Raw genomic sequence first — 18798 nt, 5'->3', positions numbered from 1 at the left:
TTTTGCCAGCTTAGTCGAGCAGGTCGCAGCGCACCGTAATGGGATGCGCCCTGAGGTCGGCCATGACGGCGTCGTCGACCTTGCCTTCGACGTCTGAAACCACGTAGCCGATCTGCCCCAGCGTTTGCAGTTGCTGGCTGACGATGTTCAGCCCATGCTCGGCCATGAGGCTGCTGAGCGTGCCCATGGCGCCCGGCAGGTTGCGGTGCACATGCAGGATGCGGGCCGCGCCGGCCGGCTCGATGTAGGGCACCTCGGGGAAATTGACCGCGCCCTTGGTGGTGCCGCTTTGTATGAAGCGAACCAGTTTCTCGGCCACCTCTTTGCCGATGTTTTCTTGCGATTCTTGCGTGCTGCCCCCGATATGGGGCGTAAGAATGACGTTGCGCATGCCGATGAGCGGACTGTCGAGGGGCTCGTCGACGCTTTTGGGCTCGGTGGGAAAGACGTCGATGGCCGCGCCTGAAAGATGCCCCGCCTCGAGGGCCTGGCGCAAGGCGTCGATGTCGACCACGGTGCCGCGCGAGGCATTGATAAGAATGGCCCCCTTGCGCATGGCCGCCAGCGCCTCGGCATCGATGATGTTGCGCGTGCCCCGACCGCCCGGCACGTGCAACGTGACGACGTCGGACTGCGCCAGCAACTGCTTGAGCGTGGTGCAGGCGCGCGCGTTGCCCAGCGGCAGCTTGGCCTCGATATCGTGGAACAGCACCCGCATGCCCACGGCCTCGGCCAGCGTGCCCACCTGCGAACCGATATTGCCATAGCCCACGATGCCCAGGGTTTTGCCGCGCGCCTCGTAGGCGCCTTGCGCGGTTTTGTCCCAGAAGCCATGGTGCACCCGGTCGTTTTTCTCGGGTATGCGGCGCAGAAGCAGGATGGCCTGGCCAAGCACCATTTCGGCCACCGAACGGGTATTGGAGAACGGGGCATTGAACACCGGCATGCCGCGCATCATGGCCGCCTCGAGATCGACCTGGTTGGTGCCGATGCAGAAGCAGCCGATGGCGCGAAGCTGAGGCAGGTCGGCAAGCAGCGCGCCGTCGAGGTGGGTGCGCGAGCGTATGCCCACCAGGTCTGCGTCGCGCAGTTCGTCGCGCAGCATTTCAGGGGGCAGGGCCGAAGCGTGAGTCGTGATGTCGTCAAAGCCCGCCGCTTCGAATACTTCGCGGGCGCTTGCATGGATATTCTCAAACAGAACGATACGAGTCATGTGTGCCTTTCCAGAGCTAACGGCCAAAAAACATATTGTGACGCATACCGCGGCTTTCGTCGCTTACGGCCCTTCGACGACAAGGGATAAAGCTTGTTATGATAAGGCCACACGCCAGATCACCTAGAACCGCCATGATTACCACCGACGAACTCAGCTGGACGGACGCTTTTCTCGTCGGCTACCCGCCCATGGACGACACCCACCGCGAATTTGTCGACATTGTGGGGGCCATGCTGCAAGCGCCCGACGAAGCCCTGCTGGGCAAGCTCAAAGAACTCATCGTCCATAGCGAACATCACTTCTCGCAAGAAGAAGCCTGGATGCAAAAAACCAGCTTCCCGGCCACCGAATGCCACACCAACGAGCACAACGCCGTCCTGGGTTCCATGCGTGAAGTGGTCGCCTATGTCGAAGGCGGCGGCTCTTCCGACGAAGCGCGCCGCCTGGCCATCGAGCTGGCGCGCTGGTTTCCGGGCCACACCGATTATCTCGACGCTTCGCTGGCCCAATGGGTGTCCAAGAAGCAGCTGGGCGGCGTTCCGATCGTCGTGCGCCGCGGCGTAGCCAACCACGAAGAAGCCTGATCGGCTCCCGGCCAAGGCCGGCGCGGCCGCCGCTTTCATTGCGGCGGCCAGCACACACCACCCGCGAACAACACGCTTCAATACCCGGCCTACACCGGCAGGTCGAACAGCAGCACTTCGGCATCCTGGGCATCGGCCAGCACCACCTGGGCCTCGTCGCTGACAGTCGCCGCATCTCCAGCAGAAAGCCGCACGCCGTTTACCGACACCGTTCCGCGCGCCACATGCACATAGCCCAGGCGTCCAGTCGCCAAGTCATGCGTCAGCGATGAGTCACCCTCTTCCAGAAGCGTGGCATAGACACAGGCGTCCTGGTGAATGCTCACGGAACCCTCGCGACCGTCGGGCGAGGCGATCAAGCGCAACCGCCCGCGCTTGGACTCGGGATCGAAATACTTCTGCTCATAGCCAGGCTCAACGCCATTGACGTCGGGCATGATCCAGATCTGCAGGAAATGCACCGGATCGGTCGCCGAGTGGTTGAACTCGCTGTGCCTGACGCCGCTGCCCGCGCTCATGCGCTGCACGTCGCCGTAGCGTATGACCGAACCCGTGCCCATGCTGTCTTTATGGGCCAACTCGCCGTCCAGTACATAAGAAATGATCTCCATGTCGCGGTGGCCGTGGGCGCCGAAGCCCTGGCCGGGCTGCACACGGTCTTCGTTGATGACACGCAGGGGCCCCACGCCCATGTGGCGCGGATCGTGATAATCGGCGAATGAGAACGTATGGCGCGAGCTGAGCCAGCCGTGCTCGGCGACGCCCCGCTCTTCGCTCTTTCTGATTGCAAGCATGGAAACCTCCTTGAATATGGTTGATGCCTACCATTCTATTGAGCTTTTTATCGGACAAATAGCCTTTTGTTCGGTTAATATTATTTCAATATTGGAACAATGGGACAGCGCATGTCACTCACCGCCAACGACCTGATTCTTTTTGCCCATGTCATCGAGGCGGGCAGCTTCTCGCAGGCGGCAGACCGCCTCGACATGCCCAAGTCCACTCTTTCGCGCCGCATCACCCAACTGGAGAACCAACTGGGCGAACGCCTTCTTACGCGCAGCACGCGCAAGCTGACCATTACCGATTTCGGCGAACGCATACTCGAACATGCGCGCCGGCTGCAGGACGAAACCGAGGCCGCCAGATCGCTCGCCCTGCACCGGCAGGTGATTCCACAGGGCACGCTGCGCGTATCCCTGCCGCCCGAGTTCAATCAGCTGTCGGTGGTGCCGCTGGTTTGCGCGTTTCGCCGCGAGTATCCGCAGGTTCGGCTCGAGCTCGATCTTTCAGCGCGGCGCGTCGACCTCATTGCCGAGCGCTTCGACGTTGCAGTGCGCATCGCCGGCCGCTTGCCCGACGACAGCACGCTTATCGCGCGCCAGGTCGCCACGCTGCGCAACCTTCTGTATGCCAGCCCCCGCTATCTTGCCCGGTACGGCACGCCCCGCGAGCCGGCCGAGCTTGCCGGCCACACTGGCCTGATCGTCATCCCCAGCAGCGGGGAAGCGCAGCCCTGGCGGCTTACGCGAGGCACCGAGCACTGGGAGGGCATGCTCGAAACACCGCTGTCCTGCAATTCACTGGGCCTGCAGCAGGCGCTTGCCATCGAGGGCGTGGGCATCGTGGGCCTGTCGGAAAGGTTCGCCCGCCCCCATGTCGACTCGGGCGCCCTGGTGCCCGTTCTTCCCGAGTGGTCGCTGCCCAACGTCACGGTGTGGTGTGTGATGCCCGGCCGGCGGCTTTTGCCCGAGCGCACGCGCGCCTTCGTCGAGCTCTTCAGGAAAACATTGGACGAAAGCTGAGCTGAATATGGGCAATTGATGCGACGTGCGCCGCTGGCGGCCATGCCCAGCCGAAAACAAGCCATGGCCGCCGAAATCCAGCTTTATAAAAATATCAGCTCTTTGCGGGCTTGTATGCGATGGCCTTGATCTCGATCAGCAGGTGCGGATGCGGCAGCTGATGCACGGCCACTGTGGTGCGGGTGGGGCCACTGAAATCAAAGTATTCGCCATACACCTCGTTGTAGCCGCCGAAATCGTTCATGTTGACCAGATAGCTGCTGATCTCGACCACATCGGCCAGGGTGGCGCCCTCGCTGGCCAGAATGTCGCGGATGTTCTCGATGACCGCGCGGGTCTGCTCGCGAATGTCGAGCGCGGCTGTGCCCATTGCGTCGACCTGCACGCCCACGAAGCTGTTGTCGGGGCGGCGCGAACTGGTTCCGGACACGAACAGGAAGTCTCCGGCGCGGCGAATGTGGGGAAACTTGCCCCGGGGGGTGGCCTTGCCCGCAACGACTCCGGTGTTGGACGCTTGATTCAAAATACTTCTCCTATCCAGTGTTATTGTGCCCGCGGCCCGAATGGCCGCACAAAAGTATAGGGACACGACGCAGGCAGCGTCAACGCAAGGGGCTCGAAACGGGCTCGGCTGCCTGCCTGTTCATCGGCTGGATCGCGGGCCTCGCGATGTTCTCCAGGGCCACAAAAGCGCAATCGCCCGGTCCATCGCAAAACGGCGCAAATTCCCATACAATGCCCGCACGAAAACAACAACCATTATCATTACCTTTTAAACAAGTGGCCCACAGGGTCGCCAATCCAAGAGAAACACATGTTTGGATATCTGGCTTTCATGCTGACGCTCGCGGGCGCCGCATGTCTATATCTTGGCTCGCGCAACCAGCGCTGGCGCCGGAATGCCCTGCCCCGCAAAGTGGCCGCGCCCGCTTCCGCCCTCTTGCTGCTTCTGGCCCTGGCTTCGTGGATACATGCCTTTCGCCTGGACACGGGCATCTTCGTCTTTCTGACGCTACTGATGCTGCTCTGGTCCTGCTTTCCCTTTCTGGGTGTTCGCAAGAAGGGCCGGCGATGAGCGCAACGCAAAACAATGAAGCCCGCAAGGCGGCCGGACCGGCCCGGCCCAAGCCGGGCACCGACCTCGGCAAGGGCTGGCTGGGCAAGACTCTGGCGGGCACTTTCTGCGGCCTGGCCATCGCCTTGATCGCCAGCGGCTTTTTCATGCTGCCCGACACCAAGTACAACACCGTCTTCGACAAGTACCAGATCGCCATGTGGATGGTGCCGCCCATCTGGCTGGCCGTGCTGTCGTTCTGCTATCTGTTCCGCGATGCGCTGCGCGCCTGGCTGTGGCTGGGCGGGGCAAGCGTCGCCGGTTTTGCTTTGTTCAAGGTACTGGCCCCATGAAGATCCGCAAAGAAGTCCTCGACATCTACAAGGCCGTCCATACATGGACGGGCATAGTCGCCGGCCTGGCCCTGTTCATCGCCTTCTACGCCGGCGCCCTCACCGTGTTCAAGCACGACCTGGCGGCATGGGTGGCGGCCCCCATGCACGACACCCGGCCGGTCGACCTGCACGACGCCGGCAGGCTCATGGAAGAAACGCTGCGGGCGCGGCCCGACGCGGCCGAAGACCTGACCCTGACCCTGCGCGCCACCGACGCCCAGCCGGCCCAGCTTTCATGGCAAAGCCCCGACGGGGCTCGGCAATATCTTGCGAACTTCGACGCCTCGGGCCAACTGGCCATCAACGAGCGCGAACCCACGGCGGTTGCCGACCTGATCGACAATCTGCACCGTACGGCGGGCTTCGTGCCAGGCAGCGTCGAGGCCGGCATCCTCGTCATCGGCTTCATTGCCATGATGTATGGCCTGGCCCTGATATCGGGCCTGATCATCCTGCTGCCCAGCCTGGTCAAGGACTTGTTCGCCCTGCGGCCAGGCAAGAACCTGAAGCTGATGTGGAAGGACGCCCACAACGCCCTCGGCTTTTTCAGCCTGCCATTTCATCTTGTCATCGCGCTGACCACCGTGGTGTTCGCCTTTCACGATCAGATCTACGACACGCAAGACGTGTTCATCTACGAAGGCGCGATGATGGACCAATGGACCATGCCCGCGCCGCGCGTGCAAGTGCCAAGCCTGGCCGCCAAGGCGGGCGGCCCGCCCGCGGCCCAAGGCACGCAGCTCGTGCCGCCCGCGCTGATGCTGGCCGACCTGCGCGAACTGTCGCCGGGCTTCGAGCCGCACTACATGGACTACCATGACCTGGACAGTGAACGGCCCAGCGTGCGCATACACGGCGTGGATCCCAACTACATGATGCGCTATGACGCCTTCGCCATCATGCATCCCTATACCGGCGAAATGATCAACGCCAGCTATCTGCCCGGCTACACCGATGGATGGACAAGCTGGCTCACCGTTTTCTTCGCCCTGCACTTTGCCACCTTCGGCGGCGCGGCGGTGCAATGGATCTACTTCCTGCTTGCCATCGCGGGCGCCTTCCTGTTCTATTCGGGCAACCTGCTCTGGATAGAATCACGCCGGCGCCGCGCGCAAAACAAGGGCCTGCCCGAACAGAAGACCTCTGTGCGCGTCATGTCGGCGCTGACCGTCGGCGTGTGCCTGGGCTGCATTGCGGGTGTTTCTGCCAGCCTGGTGGCCGGCAAGTGGCTGCATGGCAGTGTTGCAAGCCTGAACACCTGGCACGTAATTGTTTACTACGCGGTGTTCTTCCTGAGCATCGCCTGGGCCTTCCTGCGCGGCGCTTCGCGCGGCGCGGTCGAGCTGCTGTGGCTATGCGCTGCCGCGACGGCCGCCATTCCTCTTACCAGCCTGATCGGCTGGCTGGCCCCCGCCACGGGGCTGTGGGCCAACCCTTCGTCGGCGGCCAGGGGCGTCGACGTCGGCGCCCTGGCCGGCGCTGCATGCCTTGCCTGGATGGCCCAGGCCACCCGCCGGCGTCAAAGGCACGGCCAGCCCGACAGCGTATGGGCCCTGGCGCGGGCCTGATCAGTTAGCGATGGAGCCCGGCGCTGCAGGCGGGCAGGCCGCGCTCATACGCGGCGGGATTAAGCAGCGCCACCAGTCCGCAGCCCAGCGATCCCTGCCAATGCAGGTAGTCGTGCCCGGTGTCGTGCTCAACCTGGGTCGTCTCGTACCCTTTTGCGCGCAGCACGTCGCCCAGGTGGCGGCTGGTTTCAAGTATGCCGTCCCGCCCGCCACGGCTGGCTTCATAGCGTCCCGCGTCGAGATAAAAGCGCAGGTCTCGCACAGGCGCCGTGGCGTACTGCCGCATCATCCAGCCCGGAATCTCGCCCGTGGGCGACCACCAGTATGAGCCCGACAGGCTCAGCACATTGCCGAAACGGTGCGGAAGGCGCAGGCCCGCATAGGCCGACGCCAGCCCGCCGTAGCTGGAACCCGCCACGACCGTGCGCGAAGCAGGCTGCGCAAGGCCCTGCCGTTCCACCCAGGGCATCAGCTCTTCGTCCAGGAAGCGGATGAATGATTCGTTCGGCGGCAGTTCGCGCCCGCGCGCCTCGGGGCTGGCATTGCCCACCAGCACCACGGCGGTGGGCGGGATCAGGCCCTCGCCGACGAGATTGTCGATGATGGCCGGCGTGGGCACCTGGTGCAGATAGGAATGGGCGTCGAACAGCATCAGCAGCGCCTCGGGCTTGCCCGCAGCGGGCCGATAGGTCCAGATTTCCCGCCGATTGCCCAGCACGGCGCTTTCGAACTCGTGATGGTTCAATACCCCCACTGCCCGCTTTGGACGGCGGCTGACCCATGGCTGGGGCGGCGCCTGCGGCAAAGTCAGGACCGACGCACCCTGGTACATATCGATGCGTACGTCGTCCGTATCGGGGAAGACGTGTGGATTCAATGGATCGCGCTGGGCGGTGGCCAGGATGACCCGCCGCTGCTCCATCGGACTGCCCTGTATCTGCGGCACGTCGGGCGCAATACGATAGCTGAGCCGCGCGGTATTGGGCATGCGAAACGTCGCCCACCAGACGTCGCTGTCGCCCAGCCGCCGCATGGGGTCGTGATTGCCTGAAGGGCTGCCAAACAGGCGCACGTTCCCGCCCGTTCCACGCCACAGGAAGGTAACCAGCGACTCCGTTTCGGAAACAGGCTCGACCAGGGGCGTGCCCTTGCGCGCCATATCCGCCCAGAATGCATCGGTGCCGGCTCCTGACGCCAGATCGTCCTGCAAAGAGCGCAGCGTGGGGCTGTCGATTTTCGGCGCCTCGCCGCCGCTCGATTCAGGTTTGGGCTCAAGCGCCTTGGAGATACGCAGTTCGAAGGTACCGGGCGCATCGCCCACCTGCCGCACGGCCAGGCGCCGAGGGGCATGGGAAGCCACCCACATCACCCCCTGCGCAGCCGCATCGGCCCGGCTCAGGCGGCGCAGATGGGCTCCGTGTTCGTCCTGCAGGTCGAGCACCACATTGCGGCCATCGAAATCACCCTGAACGACCCAGCCTGCCGGCACGTTCAGACGGAAGGCATGAGCGCCCCCCACTTGCATCCGGCCCTTTACAGTATGGCCGACCCCCAGGGCAAGCGGAGCCGCGTTGGAGCCGCCCGCCGGTGCACCCGGCCGCGCCGCACGCTCCGGCAGAAGATGTGCGGGATGAGCGGGCGGTACAGCGGCCTGGGCGGCCGTCAAAGCCGCCCAGGCCACGAAACCCAGCGCCATGCCCCCGCCCAACCCTGGAGCGCGGCGCGGCTTGGCAACGCTCATCAGAACTGGAACGTCGCGGCCAGGCGCACTGTGCGCGGCGAGGCCGGCATCAGGTAGCCGTCGGAGAACAGGCCTGACCAGTACTCGCGGCCGGTCAAGTTCTCGACATACAGATTGAACGTGACCGGCACGCTGGCCACCTTGGTCGCGTAGCGCGCGCTCAGGTCGAAGCGGTGCCACGAAGGCAACTCGATGGTGTTGCCCGAATCGGCCCATTGCTTGCCGGTATACACGACCCGTCCGCCCAGGCTCAGGCCATTGACCGGCGTTTCCCAATCAAGCCCGAGATTGGCGGACCACTTGGGCGCGCCCCATGTCTGGAAGCCGGTGTCACGCTGCTTGGCGTCGATGTACGAAACACCGCCCAGGAGGCTGACCGTATCGGTCAGCTTGCCGAACGCGGTCCATTCAACGCCGCGCACGCGCTTCTTGCCGCCTTCCGTCATGTACAGTTTGCCGCCTTCTTCGACATCGATCAGGGTAGGCCGGTCGATCTGGAATGCGCTGATCGTATGCGTGTATGAACCCAGACGCTGCTTGATGCCGAACTCGACCTGCTTGGTTTGCAAGGGCTTGAACGATTGCCCCTCGTTCGCGTAGCCGAAGTTGTAGGGCACCATGTCGCCGGGCGACAGGCCTTCCATGTAGTTGGCGAACAGCGAGGTGTTCTCGCCCCATGGCTTGACGACCAGGCCCACCGACGGCGAAAGCTTGGACTCGTCGTAATCGCTGATTTTCTGCCTGACTCGCTGCAATCGCGCGCCCACGGTAAACAGCACCTTGCCGTCGGCGATGTCCATCGTGTCCGCCAGCGCAAACGAAGTCAGGATGTCGTCGAACCCGTTGAAGTCGGGCACGCCCGGGTCTTCAGGAAACACCGGCGGGCGGACCGGGTTGTAGATGTTCTGCGGCCACCCCTGGCTTGCGTTGTTGTTGGTTCCCGTTTTATAGCTTAGCCAGGACGCCGAGGTCGTTACGTTGTGAATGACGCCGCCGGTCTTGAACGTGCCCTTCAGGCCCGTTTCGGCGACGCGGCCACGGTTCACCGTATTGACGTTGTAGACGAAGCCCGTTGCGTTGCCGGCCGTATCGTTGACGATCACGCGGGTGCCGAACATCAGGCCCCTGCCCCAGCTGTTGGCCGCGCCCACCGCGGCATAGGCGCTAAGGTTCTGGTTGATTTCGAAATCGCCCCGCAGCATGACGCCGTCGGTCTGATAGTCGCCGTGGGTGCCCCGGAACATATTGCTCCGGGCGTCCGGCACATCCACCAGCTTTCCGACGCCCACGATTCCACGGCCGGACAGCAAGCCGTACATGCCTTGGCTGCCGTTCTCGATTTTTTCGCGGTTTGTGTAGGCGTCCAGCTTGAGGCCCCACTTGTCGCCACGATAATCCAGAGCCAGGGCACCCAGGCGGCGGCCCTTCTTCTGGCCGTCCACGCCTGTTTCTCCCGAACCGTACACGCCGTTGAAGCGGATGCCCACCCGCTGCTCGTCTCCCAGCCTGCGACCGACGTCGACGTGGCCCTGGAAATAGCTTTTTGAAGAATAAGACGTGGTGAATTCGGTGATGGGCTCGGCCGTTGCCCGCTTGGTCACGAGGTTGATGGTCCCGCCCATGTTCTCGTCGGGCGACATGCCTCCCAGCAGGGTGCTGGGGCCGCGCAGCACCTCGACCCGCTCGATGAACTCGGTAGGAACATGCCCCCCAAGCGCAAGGCCGACCAGGCCGTTCAGCGCGACGCTGGGGCCGTTGACATCCATGCCCCGCATCTTGAAGTGCTCGAGCATGTGTCCGCTATTGGTCGTAAAGCGCACGGAAGGGTCGTTCTGCAGGACATCGGCCAGCGTGCGGGCCTGCCTGTCCTGGATGACCTGCGCAGTGTAGGAGTTGATGCTTACCGGCGCATCCAGAATATCGGCATTGCCCAGCATGCCCAGCCGCGCTCCGGTTGCGGCTTGGCCGCCGGGCGCCGCGAGCGGCAAAGAGTCTTCGCCCTGGCCCTGTACCGTGATGGAGGGAAGCGTCTGGGCGGATTGCGCCTGAGCGCCGCCGAACGCGCCCAGCATGGTCAAGACAATAGCAAAGCCTACCGAGGCGTTGAAAACGCACGGGGAATTTTTAGGCATGATTCATTCCGGTTGAATTTTTATGAAGGGGGTGAGCAAATGTGAGTCGGCGGGCTTGTTGCCCGCTCTTTGCAAAGAATCACAACGATAATTATTATCATTAATAAGCTTTGCGGCAAGTCAGGCGTGGCTGTCACACAACAGTAATTTCGCGGCTGGCGGCGGTGTGCACCGGGCGAGGTTATCATTGCGGATGCGGGGACGGCCCCGCCATCAGCGCCATTCGGGACGGCCCGGCTCCATTCCTGAAGGAGAACCGCATGGCTTGGATCTCACTTACTTTGGCCGGCCTGCTCGAGGTCATCTGGGCCTTCTACATGAAGCAGTCGCACGGCTTCACCCGGCTCGTCCCTTCCGTCATCACGCTTGTGGCCATGATTGCCAGCTTCGCGCTGCTGTCGTTCTCGATGCGCAGCCTGCCGCTTGGCACCGCCTACACCATCTGGACAGGCATCGGCGCCGTAGGCGCCTTCCTGGTGGGCCTGTTCATTCTGGGCGAACCCGCAAACGGCCTGCGCATCCTTGCGGCCTGCCTGATCGTCAGCGGCCTGGTATTGATGAAGATGGCGTCGTGACGCACGCGAACGGAGTGCCGCGAAAAGGCCGCGCCACCGGTTTCCCGAGCGGCGCGGCTGTCCGTCAGAAGTGAACCGCCATGCGCAGGATGCCGGTCTGGTTCACGTAGCGCTTGGCGAAGCGCAGCTCGTAGTCGGCCTTGATCTCGAAGCCCTTGCCGGAGATCAGCTCCAGGCCCGCCTTGGCTTCGCCCTGTACTCTGGGAAGCCTCGTCACCAGATCGAACCTCTCTTGCAGCGGGTCGCCCTGAAGGCGCGCGGCGACGTTCCAGGAATTGTCGGACATCCAGCTTGCGCCCAGCGAGACATAGGGGCGCAGGGTGCCGTGGCGGGTTTCGATGCGTCCGCCGATCTCCACGGCGGGGGTCAGCATCACACTCCAGCGGCTGGCGCTGTCGAACTGCAGGTTGAACACGCCCGCGCCGCTTTCCGAGTAGCCGGGCACCTTCTGGTAGGCGACGTCCATGTCGAACAAAGGCTTCACGTACCAGGTGGGTAGCGCATGGTGGTAGGAAGCCCGCAAACGCATGCCCACATGGCGCGATTTCCATGAGCTTTCGGCCTGGCGCTCGGCGCCGGCGACGTTCAGGATACGGCGGGTGTCGTTGTCGCCATAACCCACATTGAGCGCCCCGGCGAACAGCCATGGGCCCTGCTGGCGCTTGAGCACCACGCCCGCATTGTAGAGGTCGCCGTCGGTGCGCACCGAGGATTCGGAGGCCCGGTTACGGAAGTCCTGATAGGCGAACGAACCTCCCAGAAACCAGCCGGGAGCCACTTCTTTTTGCCCGCCGATCTGATAGGTAAGGCTGTTGGTATGGAAGCCGTTGTCCTCGCCCGAGCTCTTCAGGCGAGTGTCGTTGCCCAGGATGCGGCCCCAATAACAGTTGCCCTCTTGCATGGACGTGTCGTGCGAGCGGAACTCGGGGCAGCTCATCATCAGTTGAATGAAGGCCCTGCTTTTGCCGGGCAGAGTGGAGGCAGGCGCCTGCTTGGCATCGTCAGCGATCTCGCTCAATACCTGACGATATTGCTCCGTCGTCCCGACCTCGGCAAACCTGTCGAAGACCTCGGCATAATCGTACAGTTCGGCCGCGGGCACCGTATCCCATTTTCTCTGGATGTTGGCGGCCAATGCGGCATGATCTTCGGACAGGCCGGGATGCTTGGTGAAGTCGGCCGTCACCCCCACTTGCAAGCGGGTATCGTCGGGTTTATGCAGAGTGTAGGTGTAGACCAGCGGGCCGACCGTGTGCAAGGTGCTTTCGGTGGACAGCTGGTTACCGTCGCGGGCCTCGAACACCGTGATCAACTGGTCGGGAAGCTGATAGCGCCCCTTCGGCCGCACCACACCGTCGAGAGTGGAATAGCCGCTGACCGCCACGAGGTCGGCCTTGCGGTCGCGGAAATCCACGTCGGGCTCGTACACGCCTTCGCCCGTTCCACCGCTGCTTCCCATTTGCCGGTAGTCGCCCATGACATGGGTGGTCGTGTGCACGCCCACGCCGCCGGGACTCAAGACGCCATAGTTCAGGAACTCGCTGCGGTCGCCCAGGTAGACCAGCCCCCCCGACTGGAAGAGCCCGGAGGCCTGATTAGTCAGCCTGTGGTGCGCCCCTCCGCCCAAATCGACGTCGCCCTTCAGCAGCCCGGCGTTGTTGATGAACGTGGGCGTCGACGCTTCCCGGGACAACACCGCCTTGCCGTTCAGACCATACAGCGTGCCATCCGCTTCGATATCCACACGCTGTTCGTATGCCGCGCCGCCCAGGATGACGCCCGCCGCGTGCTCGCCGCGGCCGCCCTGTACGATGCCGTTGGCCTTGATGACGACAAGGCTGTTTCCGATCGCCTTGGATTCCGGGTCGCCCGCAATCTCCGCGGTGCGGCGCGCGGCGTCGACCTGGTCTCGGCTGCCCACGTTCTGGACGAAGATGCCGGGGGAGTTCTCGCCCGAGGCGCTGACCGTGCCCCGGACGGTGACGCGAACGACGCCGCCCACGCCATGTCCCAGGGAGCTGCCAGCCCCCACGCTCGTATCGGACAGGCCGCCGCCGCCCCCGATACTTTGGGCGAAGATCGCGGCCGCATTTGCGCCCAGGGTGGAGACCTGGGACCCGGATTCGACGTCGATCAGCACGTGGCCGCCATTGCCGTTTGCGCCGGCCGCGGAAGCACCCAAGGGAAGCTGTTTCTTGCCCAGTATGAGCGAGGCGGTATCCGCCGCATAGCCGCCCCCGCCGCCTATGCTCTGGGCCAGAATGCCGTATGCGCCGGCGCCTTCGGTCAGCAGGGCGCCCGTATGAGCGACCTTGACCGAACCGCCGTGGCTGCCCGAGCCGCCGCTGCCGCCGCCTTGGGCACCCAACTCGATCTTGACCCCGTCTCCGGCCTTGCCGCCGACGCCGGCCGCGGCGCCACCGCCGCCTCCAATGCTTTGCAACAGCATGCCGTGGGACTGGGCGCCCAGAGTGTGAATGGTGCCCGCGCTGGCGATGTCGATCTCGCCGCCCTTGCCACCCGCTCCCCCGCTGCCGCCCAGCTTGAAGGTCAAGGCCACTTTGCCGTAGCCGGAGTCGACCGTGCCCACCGCAGCCTTGCCGCCGCCACCGCCGATGCTTTGCGCAAAGACGCCCACCGCCTGATCGCCATGCGTGACAAGGGCCGTCTCCTTGCGCAGATCCAGCTTGACGGTGCCCCCGTCGCCGCTTGCTCCGCCGCTGCCGCCCAGCGAGGCGCCCACGGTGTATTGCTTGGACTTATTCTCTTTGGACTTGTCGTCTTCTTTGGCTTTGCCGTCCTTCTCGTCTTTTTTATCTTCTTTCTTGGCGACGCTGACGACGGTTCCGGTATCGCCGCTGCCGCCCCCGCCGCCTATGCTTTGGGCACGAATGGCATCGGCCTGGTCGCCGTATGTCTGGATGGAGCTCGCGCCCAACAGGTTGACCACGATGCCGCCGCCCTTGCCGCCGCTGCCACCCGCACCCCCGATGGCAAGATTGACATTGACCGCCTTGTCGTCTCCCTGCTGCGACTTGGCCGTGCTGGAAGCCCCCGAGCCGCCCCCGGCCCCGATGCTTTGCGCATACAGGCCCACCGCTCCGAACCCCTGGGTGACGATCTGCCCAGCGTCGTTGACCAGTGTCACCAGGCCGCCGTCGCCGCCCGCGCGTCCGCTGCCGCCCAGGCCTCCCCCGATGCTCAGGGTGCCCGATGCGCCGGCCTCGGCATTGCCTGCCGAACCGCCGCCTCCGCCGATGCTTTGCGCCATGACCCCATGCGAGGAGAGCCCTTCGGTCGCGATCGAGCGCTTGTTGGTGACTATGACCGCGCCGCCACTGCCGGCCGCGCCCCCGTAGCCGCCGACGTTGAAGGCCGTATTGATGTCGGCGCCCTTGGCGACCGACTGCGAGGCGCCGCCCTTGCCGCCCCCGCCTCCGATGCTCTGCGCATGAACGCCCATTGACTGGTCGCCGTATGTAAAGATGGCGGCTTCGTTGAGCACCTTGACTTCTTCGCCCGAGCCGGCCGCGCCGCCCGTGCCGCCGCCGCCCAGGCTGATCGTGACCGACTTGCTCTTGGCTTCGGCCTTGGGGGCCACATCGGGCGCGGCGGACCCGGCGCCCTGCTTGGCCGGGTCGTCGGCCTTGCCGGCATCGGTTTTTTTATCGTCTTTGGGCTTCTTTATGCTGGACGTGCCGTCGGTCGAACCGCCCTCTCCGCCGCCGCCGCCGATGCTTTGCGCCAGCACGGCGGTGGCTCCGTAGGTGACCAGCGTCGCGGTATTGGCGATGTCCACCTTGCCGCCGTCGCCGGATGCGCCACCTCGGCCGCCCAGAGCGAAATTCAGGGCCACCTTGGCGCCTTCGCCGTTGGCGTCGGAAGAAGAGGCCGAGCCGCCCCCGCCGCCGATGCTTTGCGCCAGGATCGCATAAGCGCCTTCGCCCTGGGTAAGAATGGAGCCGCTGTTGTTGACAACGACCACGCCGCCCTTGCCGGATGCGCCGCCCCGGCCGCCCACCGTTGCGCTCACGGAGATATCACCGCCCGTGGCGCTGGATTTGGCCGCGCCGGCCTTACCGCCGCCGCCCCCGATGCTCTGGACGAGAACGCCGCTGGCCTGATCGCCCTCGGTTGAAATAGCGCCCGCATTCGTCACGGTGACGTCACCGCCGGCCCCGCCGCCGCCTCCGTTGCCGCCCAATGTGAACGTGGTGGTCACTGAATGCGAGCTCTTGCCCGCCGGCGTGTTGGGCGTCTTGGCGGGTGCCGGAACCTTGCCGGACTTCTCCGCCGCCTTGGCCTTCTCGATGGCGCTGGCCGCGCCCGCCACTCCCGCCACGCCTCCACCGCCGCCGATGCTCTGCACGAACAGGCCGTCCGCCCCGCGCCCGCTGGTGGCGATGACGCCTTGCGCGGCGTTGTCGAAAGTGATGTCGCCGCCCTTGCCCCCTGTGCCGCCGTCGCTGCCGAGCGTCAGCGTGGCGGACACCTTGCCGGCCTTGGCATCGCCGTCCGCGCCCGCACCTTCGCCGCCACCGCCGCCGATGGACTGGGCCAGCACACCTCGCGACAGCGCACCCGTGGTTTCCAGGGAGCCGGCATTGGCCAATGTGAGCTTGCCGCCATCGCCGCCCGGCGCTCCGCTGCCCCCGACGGTGAATGTCAGGCTGAATGCCTGCGCGCCCTCGGCCGTGGCCTTGGCCGCGCCCGCGCCGCCTTGCCCGCCACCCCCGCCGATACTCTGGATGGTGGCGGCCGCGGCATGCGCCCCGGTGGTTGCCACCGTGTGCTTGTTCGTGAACTCGACGTCGCCGCCTTTGCCGCCCTCGCCGCCGCTGCCGCCTATGGTCGCCGAGACGGCGAAACTCTTGCCCGGCGCCATGGTGATCGACTCGGCGGAAGCCGAACCGCCCTGCCCGCCTCCCCCACCGATACTTTGCAGATTGATGCCGCGCGCGCCGTCGCCCTGGGTGGCGACGATTTGCTCATTGACCACTATTATCTTGCCGCCGTCTCCGCCCTCGCCGCCCTTGCCGCCGACCGAAACGGCCAGCGATACCGAGGCCTTGGGCGTCGGGATGGCGATCGCCAGGCCGGTCGAGCTGCCGCCGCTGCCCCCGCCCCCGCCGATGCTCTGCGCAAGAATGCCTTCGGCATCGGCGCCGAGCGTCGTGACCGATACGCGATTGTTGACGTGGATCTCGCCGCCCTTGCCGCCGCCGCCCCCCTTGCCGCCCACCGCGACGGCCGCCAGCCCGAAGGTCGCAGCGGTGGCGTCGCCGCCGCTGCCGCCCCCACCGCCCACGCTCTGCGCATTGATCGCCACAGATCCGGCGCCCTCGGTCAAGATGCTGCCGCGGTAGGTGTCGACGTTCACCCTGCCGCCATGCCCGCCGCTGCCCGCCTCGCCGCCGATGGCGATGCCCAGATTGCCCACCGCAAAAGAGGTGGCCTCCCCTCCGGTGCCGCCACCGCCTCCGATGCTTTGCGCAAAGATCGCGTCCGCCTGCTCGCCCCGTGTGATCAATCGAGGCGTTGCGCCGGAGGCCGCCGTGCCCAGCGACACGTCGACGGTTCCGCCATTTCCGCCGGAGCCGCCCTTGCCGCCCACGGCAAGGCCGAATCCCACCCCTACCGATACCGTGCCTCCGCCGTCGCCTCCACCGCCGCCGACGCTTTGCGCGAAGACTCCGGTAGCGCGCCGGCCCTGGGTCGTTACCGAGCCCTCGTCGATCCGTGCGGCGACGTTCCCGCCGATGCCGCCGGCCGTGCCCCCCACGGCGAGAATGCCCGCGGAGGCGCCACCGCTTCCGCCGCCGCCCCCAACGCTTTGCACGAAGGCGCCGTATGCGCCGGTTCCGTGTGTTTGCACAGTGCCTGTGTTCGCCACGCTGACGGCCCCGCCGGGAGCGTCGGTGCCATAGTGAACCGCCGGACCCAGAGAACGACCGTCGGAGAAGGTCACGCCACCGCCGCCGCCCACGTTCTGGGCCACGAGGGCATGCGCGCCCGCTCCATGCGTCTGCGTCTTCCCTTCGTGGGTAAGGGTCACCTTGCCCGCCGAACTGGTCCGGCCGTGCTCGCCCTCGCGCATGCCGAATCCGCCCGCGCCCGATTTTCCGCCCAGGCTTGCGGCATAAGCGCCATATGCGTCCTGTCCGCGGGTTTCGATGAAACCCTGCGCCGTCAGCGCAACGTCGCCGGCGTCGCCGCCATTGCCTCCCGGTCCGCCGACTCCCCGTGCACCGTTGGTGCTGAGCCCGCCGCCTCCCTTGCCGCCGTCGCCGCCGCGGCTGACCGCGCTGGCTCCGTGCGAACGGGCGCCGTCTGTCCGGATCTCGCTTTGCGCGCCAAGCAGTACGTTGACCTTGCCCCCCGCGCCGCCCGCGCCGCCGTCCTCGCCTCGTCCTTCGTAGTCTTTGCCAACTCCGCCCTGCCCGCCCAGGCTTTCGGCGATGAGGCCCGAGCTGTCCGCGCCGTGCGTAATGATATGCGCGCGATTGACCGTGGCGACGACGTCCGCCACTTCATCCCGGCCATTGGCCGCGGCGCCGAAGCGCGCAACGGCCGAGCCGCCGGCGCTTTGGTGCCCGCTGCCCTTGCCGCCCTGATTGAAGACATGCGCGCCCGGCGAGTTACCGCTGGAGGTCTCGACCAGGGTCGGCTCGCCCGCCTGGGCGGCCTGTCCCAGGATCAGGCGCACGACGCCCGCGGCGCCGCCAGGCCCGGAGTGCCCGGGGGAAAAGGCGTCGCCGCCCATGCTTCCGATCGTGATGCCGGGCGAGGATGCGCTCGTGGTGCTATAGCGACCCGCCGCTTCGATGCGCACATGGCCCGCCTTGCCGCCACCGCCCCCCGGCTCGCTTCCGGCGGTCGGGGCCAGGGCGCGCCCTTCGCCGCCCTGGCCACCGGCCGATGAGGCCTTCAATGCGGCGCCCGAGGCGGACTTGAGATGGGTATCCTGCAAAAAAGTGGCGGTGATGTTGCCGCCGTTGCCCGCCACTGTGCGGCTCGCGTGGCTCGCGCCGTCGCGCCCTTTGCCGGCGTTCCCGCCGGCGGACGACAATACGACCGCCGGGTATGTGAAACCCGGCGTCGACTGGAGGCTGCCCGGCCTCACGACGATATTGCCGCCATTCCCGCCCGAGCCGCCCACGCCATTGGCGGCAAAGGTGCTGGTTCCGCCGGCTCCGCCGTTTCCGCCGTGCGTTTGCACCCACATGCCGATGCCGCTGAGCTGCGGATTACCGACGAGCTCTATCGTCCGGTTGGAACCATGCCCCCCGTCTTCGCCCCACTCGCCGTTGGTGAACACCGAAGTATCGCCGTCTTTCCCATTTTTTCCGGAGGCCTGGATGAGCGCCCCATATGTGTAGTTTCCCTTGAGCTGGCATGGCAACTCTGTACAGGTCGCGCTCTGGGCATGAGCCGAAGCCGTGGCGCCCCCCAGGGCGGCGGACAGCGACGCCCACAAGACCCATTGCGGGAAAGGGAGGGCGGATACGGAATCGGGGCGGCCGGATTTGCAGGCGGCCGGCGGTCGGGCGTTGTCGGTTCGGTCTTGCACGGTATTCTCTCTGAAAGGACACGCCGGAGTGCGGCGTAGAGGCGGAATGTGGTGGAAATCATAACGAATAAATGTATTTAAATGTTTTTATTTAATTCAAATACAACAGGTCCGATTATTCGAAGAAGACCGGCGCGAGGAGTTGCTTCGTCGCCTCC

The 18798-nt window shown here is 65.4% G+C and carries 12 protein-coding genes; 6 read left to right on the top strand and 6 right to left on the bottom strand.

What is annotated here, in order from left to right:
• Positions 1–10 precede the first annotated feature (10 nt).
• Positions 11–1213 (bottom strand): phosphoglycerate dehydrogenase, encoded by a 1203-nt coding sequence (gene serA, locus C7440_RS03535; protein ID WP_017525576.1) that lies wholly within the window; start codon positions 1211–1213, stop codon positions 11–13.
• Between the two features lie 134 nt (positions 1214–1347).
• Between serA and C7440_RS03530 the strand changes: the two genes are divergently transcribed.
• Complete coding sequence (locus C7440_RS03530; RefSeq protein ID WP_116517497.1) at positions 1348–1800, top strand: hemerythrin domain-containing protein; 453 nt, start codon at positions 1348–1350, stop codon at positions 1798–1800.
• An 89-nt stretch (positions 1801–1889) separates the two neighbouring features.
• On the opposite strand, the gene C7440_RS03525 is transcribed toward C7440_RS03530, so the two are convergent.
• Positions 1890–2594, bottom strand: a complete 705-nt coding sequence (locus C7440_RS03525) for a pirin family protein (RefSeq protein ID WP_116517496.1) — start codon at positions 2592–2594, stop codon at positions 1890–1892.
• Positions 2595–2705: 111 nt separating this feature from the next.
• Here C7440_RS03525 and C7440_RS03520 point away from each other — a divergent pair, with 111 nt between their 5' ends.
• A complete protein-coding gene (locus tag C7440_RS03520; protein WP_116517961.1) occupies positions 2706–3605 on the top strand; it encodes a LysR family transcriptional regulator in 900 nt (299 codons plus the stop codon).
• 94 nt (positions 3606–3699) lie between these two features.
• On the opposite strand, the gene C7440_RS03515 is transcribed toward C7440_RS03520, so the two are convergent.
• On the bottom strand, positions 3700–4128 hold the full coding sequence (locus tag C7440_RS03515; protein ID WP_017525580.1) for a RidA family protein: 429 nt from the start codon (positions 4126–4128) through the stop codon (positions 3700–3702).
• A gap of 291 nt (positions 4129–4419) precedes the next feature.
• Between C7440_RS03515 and C7440_RS03510 the strand changes: the two genes are divergently transcribed.
• From C7440_RS03510 to C7440_RS03500, 3 genes are read left to right on the top strand one after another with little or no spacing between them, the layout of a single operon-like run.
• Positions 4420–4680, top strand: coding sequence for a hypothetical protein (locus C7440_RS03510; protein ID WP_116517495.1), 261 nt, complete (start codon positions 4420–4422; stop codon positions 4678–4680).
• Positions 4677–5012 (top strand): hypothetical protein, encoded by a 336-nt coding sequence (locus C7440_RS03505; protein ID WP_207775372.1) that lies wholly within the window; start codon positions 4677–4679, stop codon positions 5010–5012. Before C7440_RS03510 ends, C7440_RS03505 begins: the two co-directional genes overlap by 4 nt.
• A complete protein-coding gene (locus tag C7440_RS03500; protein ID WP_218940597.1) occupies positions 5009–6622 on the top strand; it encodes a PepSY-associated TM helix domain-containing protein in 1614 nt (537 codons plus the stop codon). The genes C7440_RS03505 and C7440_RS03500 overlap by 4 nt, the downstream gene beginning before the upstream one ends.
• 4 nt (positions 6623–6626) lie before the next feature.
• On the opposite strand, the gene fes is transcribed toward C7440_RS03500, so the two are convergent.
• Positions 6627–8363 carry an enterochelin esterase gene (gene fes / locus C7440_RS03495; protein ID WP_116517494.1) on the bottom strand — a complete coding sequence of 579 codons (1737 nt, stop codon included), beginning with the start codon at positions 8361–8363 and terminating at the stop codon, positions 6627–6629.
• On the bottom strand, positions 8363–10495 hold the full coding sequence (locus C7440_RS03490; RefSeq protein WP_116517493.1) for a TonB-dependent receptor: 2133 nt from the start codon (positions 10493–10495) through the stop codon (positions 8363–8365). The genes fes and C7440_RS03490 overlap by 1 nt, the downstream gene beginning before the upstream one ends.
• A gap of 260 nt (positions 10496–10755) precedes the next feature.
• On the opposite strand from C7440_RS03490, the gene sugE reads away from it, so the two are divergent.
• Positions 10756–11070, top strand: a complete 315-nt coding sequence (gene sugE / locus C7440_RS03485) for a quaternary ammonium compound efflux SMR transporter SugE (RefSeq protein ID WP_116517492.1) — start codon at positions 10756–10758, stop codon at positions 11068–11070.
• A 64-nt stretch (positions 11071–11134) separates the two neighbouring features.
• Here the strand turns inward: sugE and C7440_RS03480 are convergent, their stop codons facing one another.
• Positions 11135–18640 carry an autotransporter outer membrane beta-barrel domain-containing protein gene (locus tag C7440_RS03480; protein WP_133244251.1) on the bottom strand — a complete coding sequence of 2502 codons (7506 nt, stop codon included), beginning with the start codon at positions 18638–18640 and terminating at the stop codon, positions 11135–11137.
• Between the last annotated feature and the right edge of the window lie 158 nt (positions 18641–18798).

It is taken from the genome of Pusillimonas noertemannii, assembly GCF_003096595.1.
GTDB classification, from domain to species: domain Bacteria; phylum Pseudomonadota; class Gammaproteobacteria; order Burkholderiales; family Burkholderiaceae_B; genus Pusillimonas; species Pusillimonas noertemannii.
Note: the sequence above shows the minus strand (reverse complement) of the source record. Positions and strands in the feature narration are given on the sequence as shown.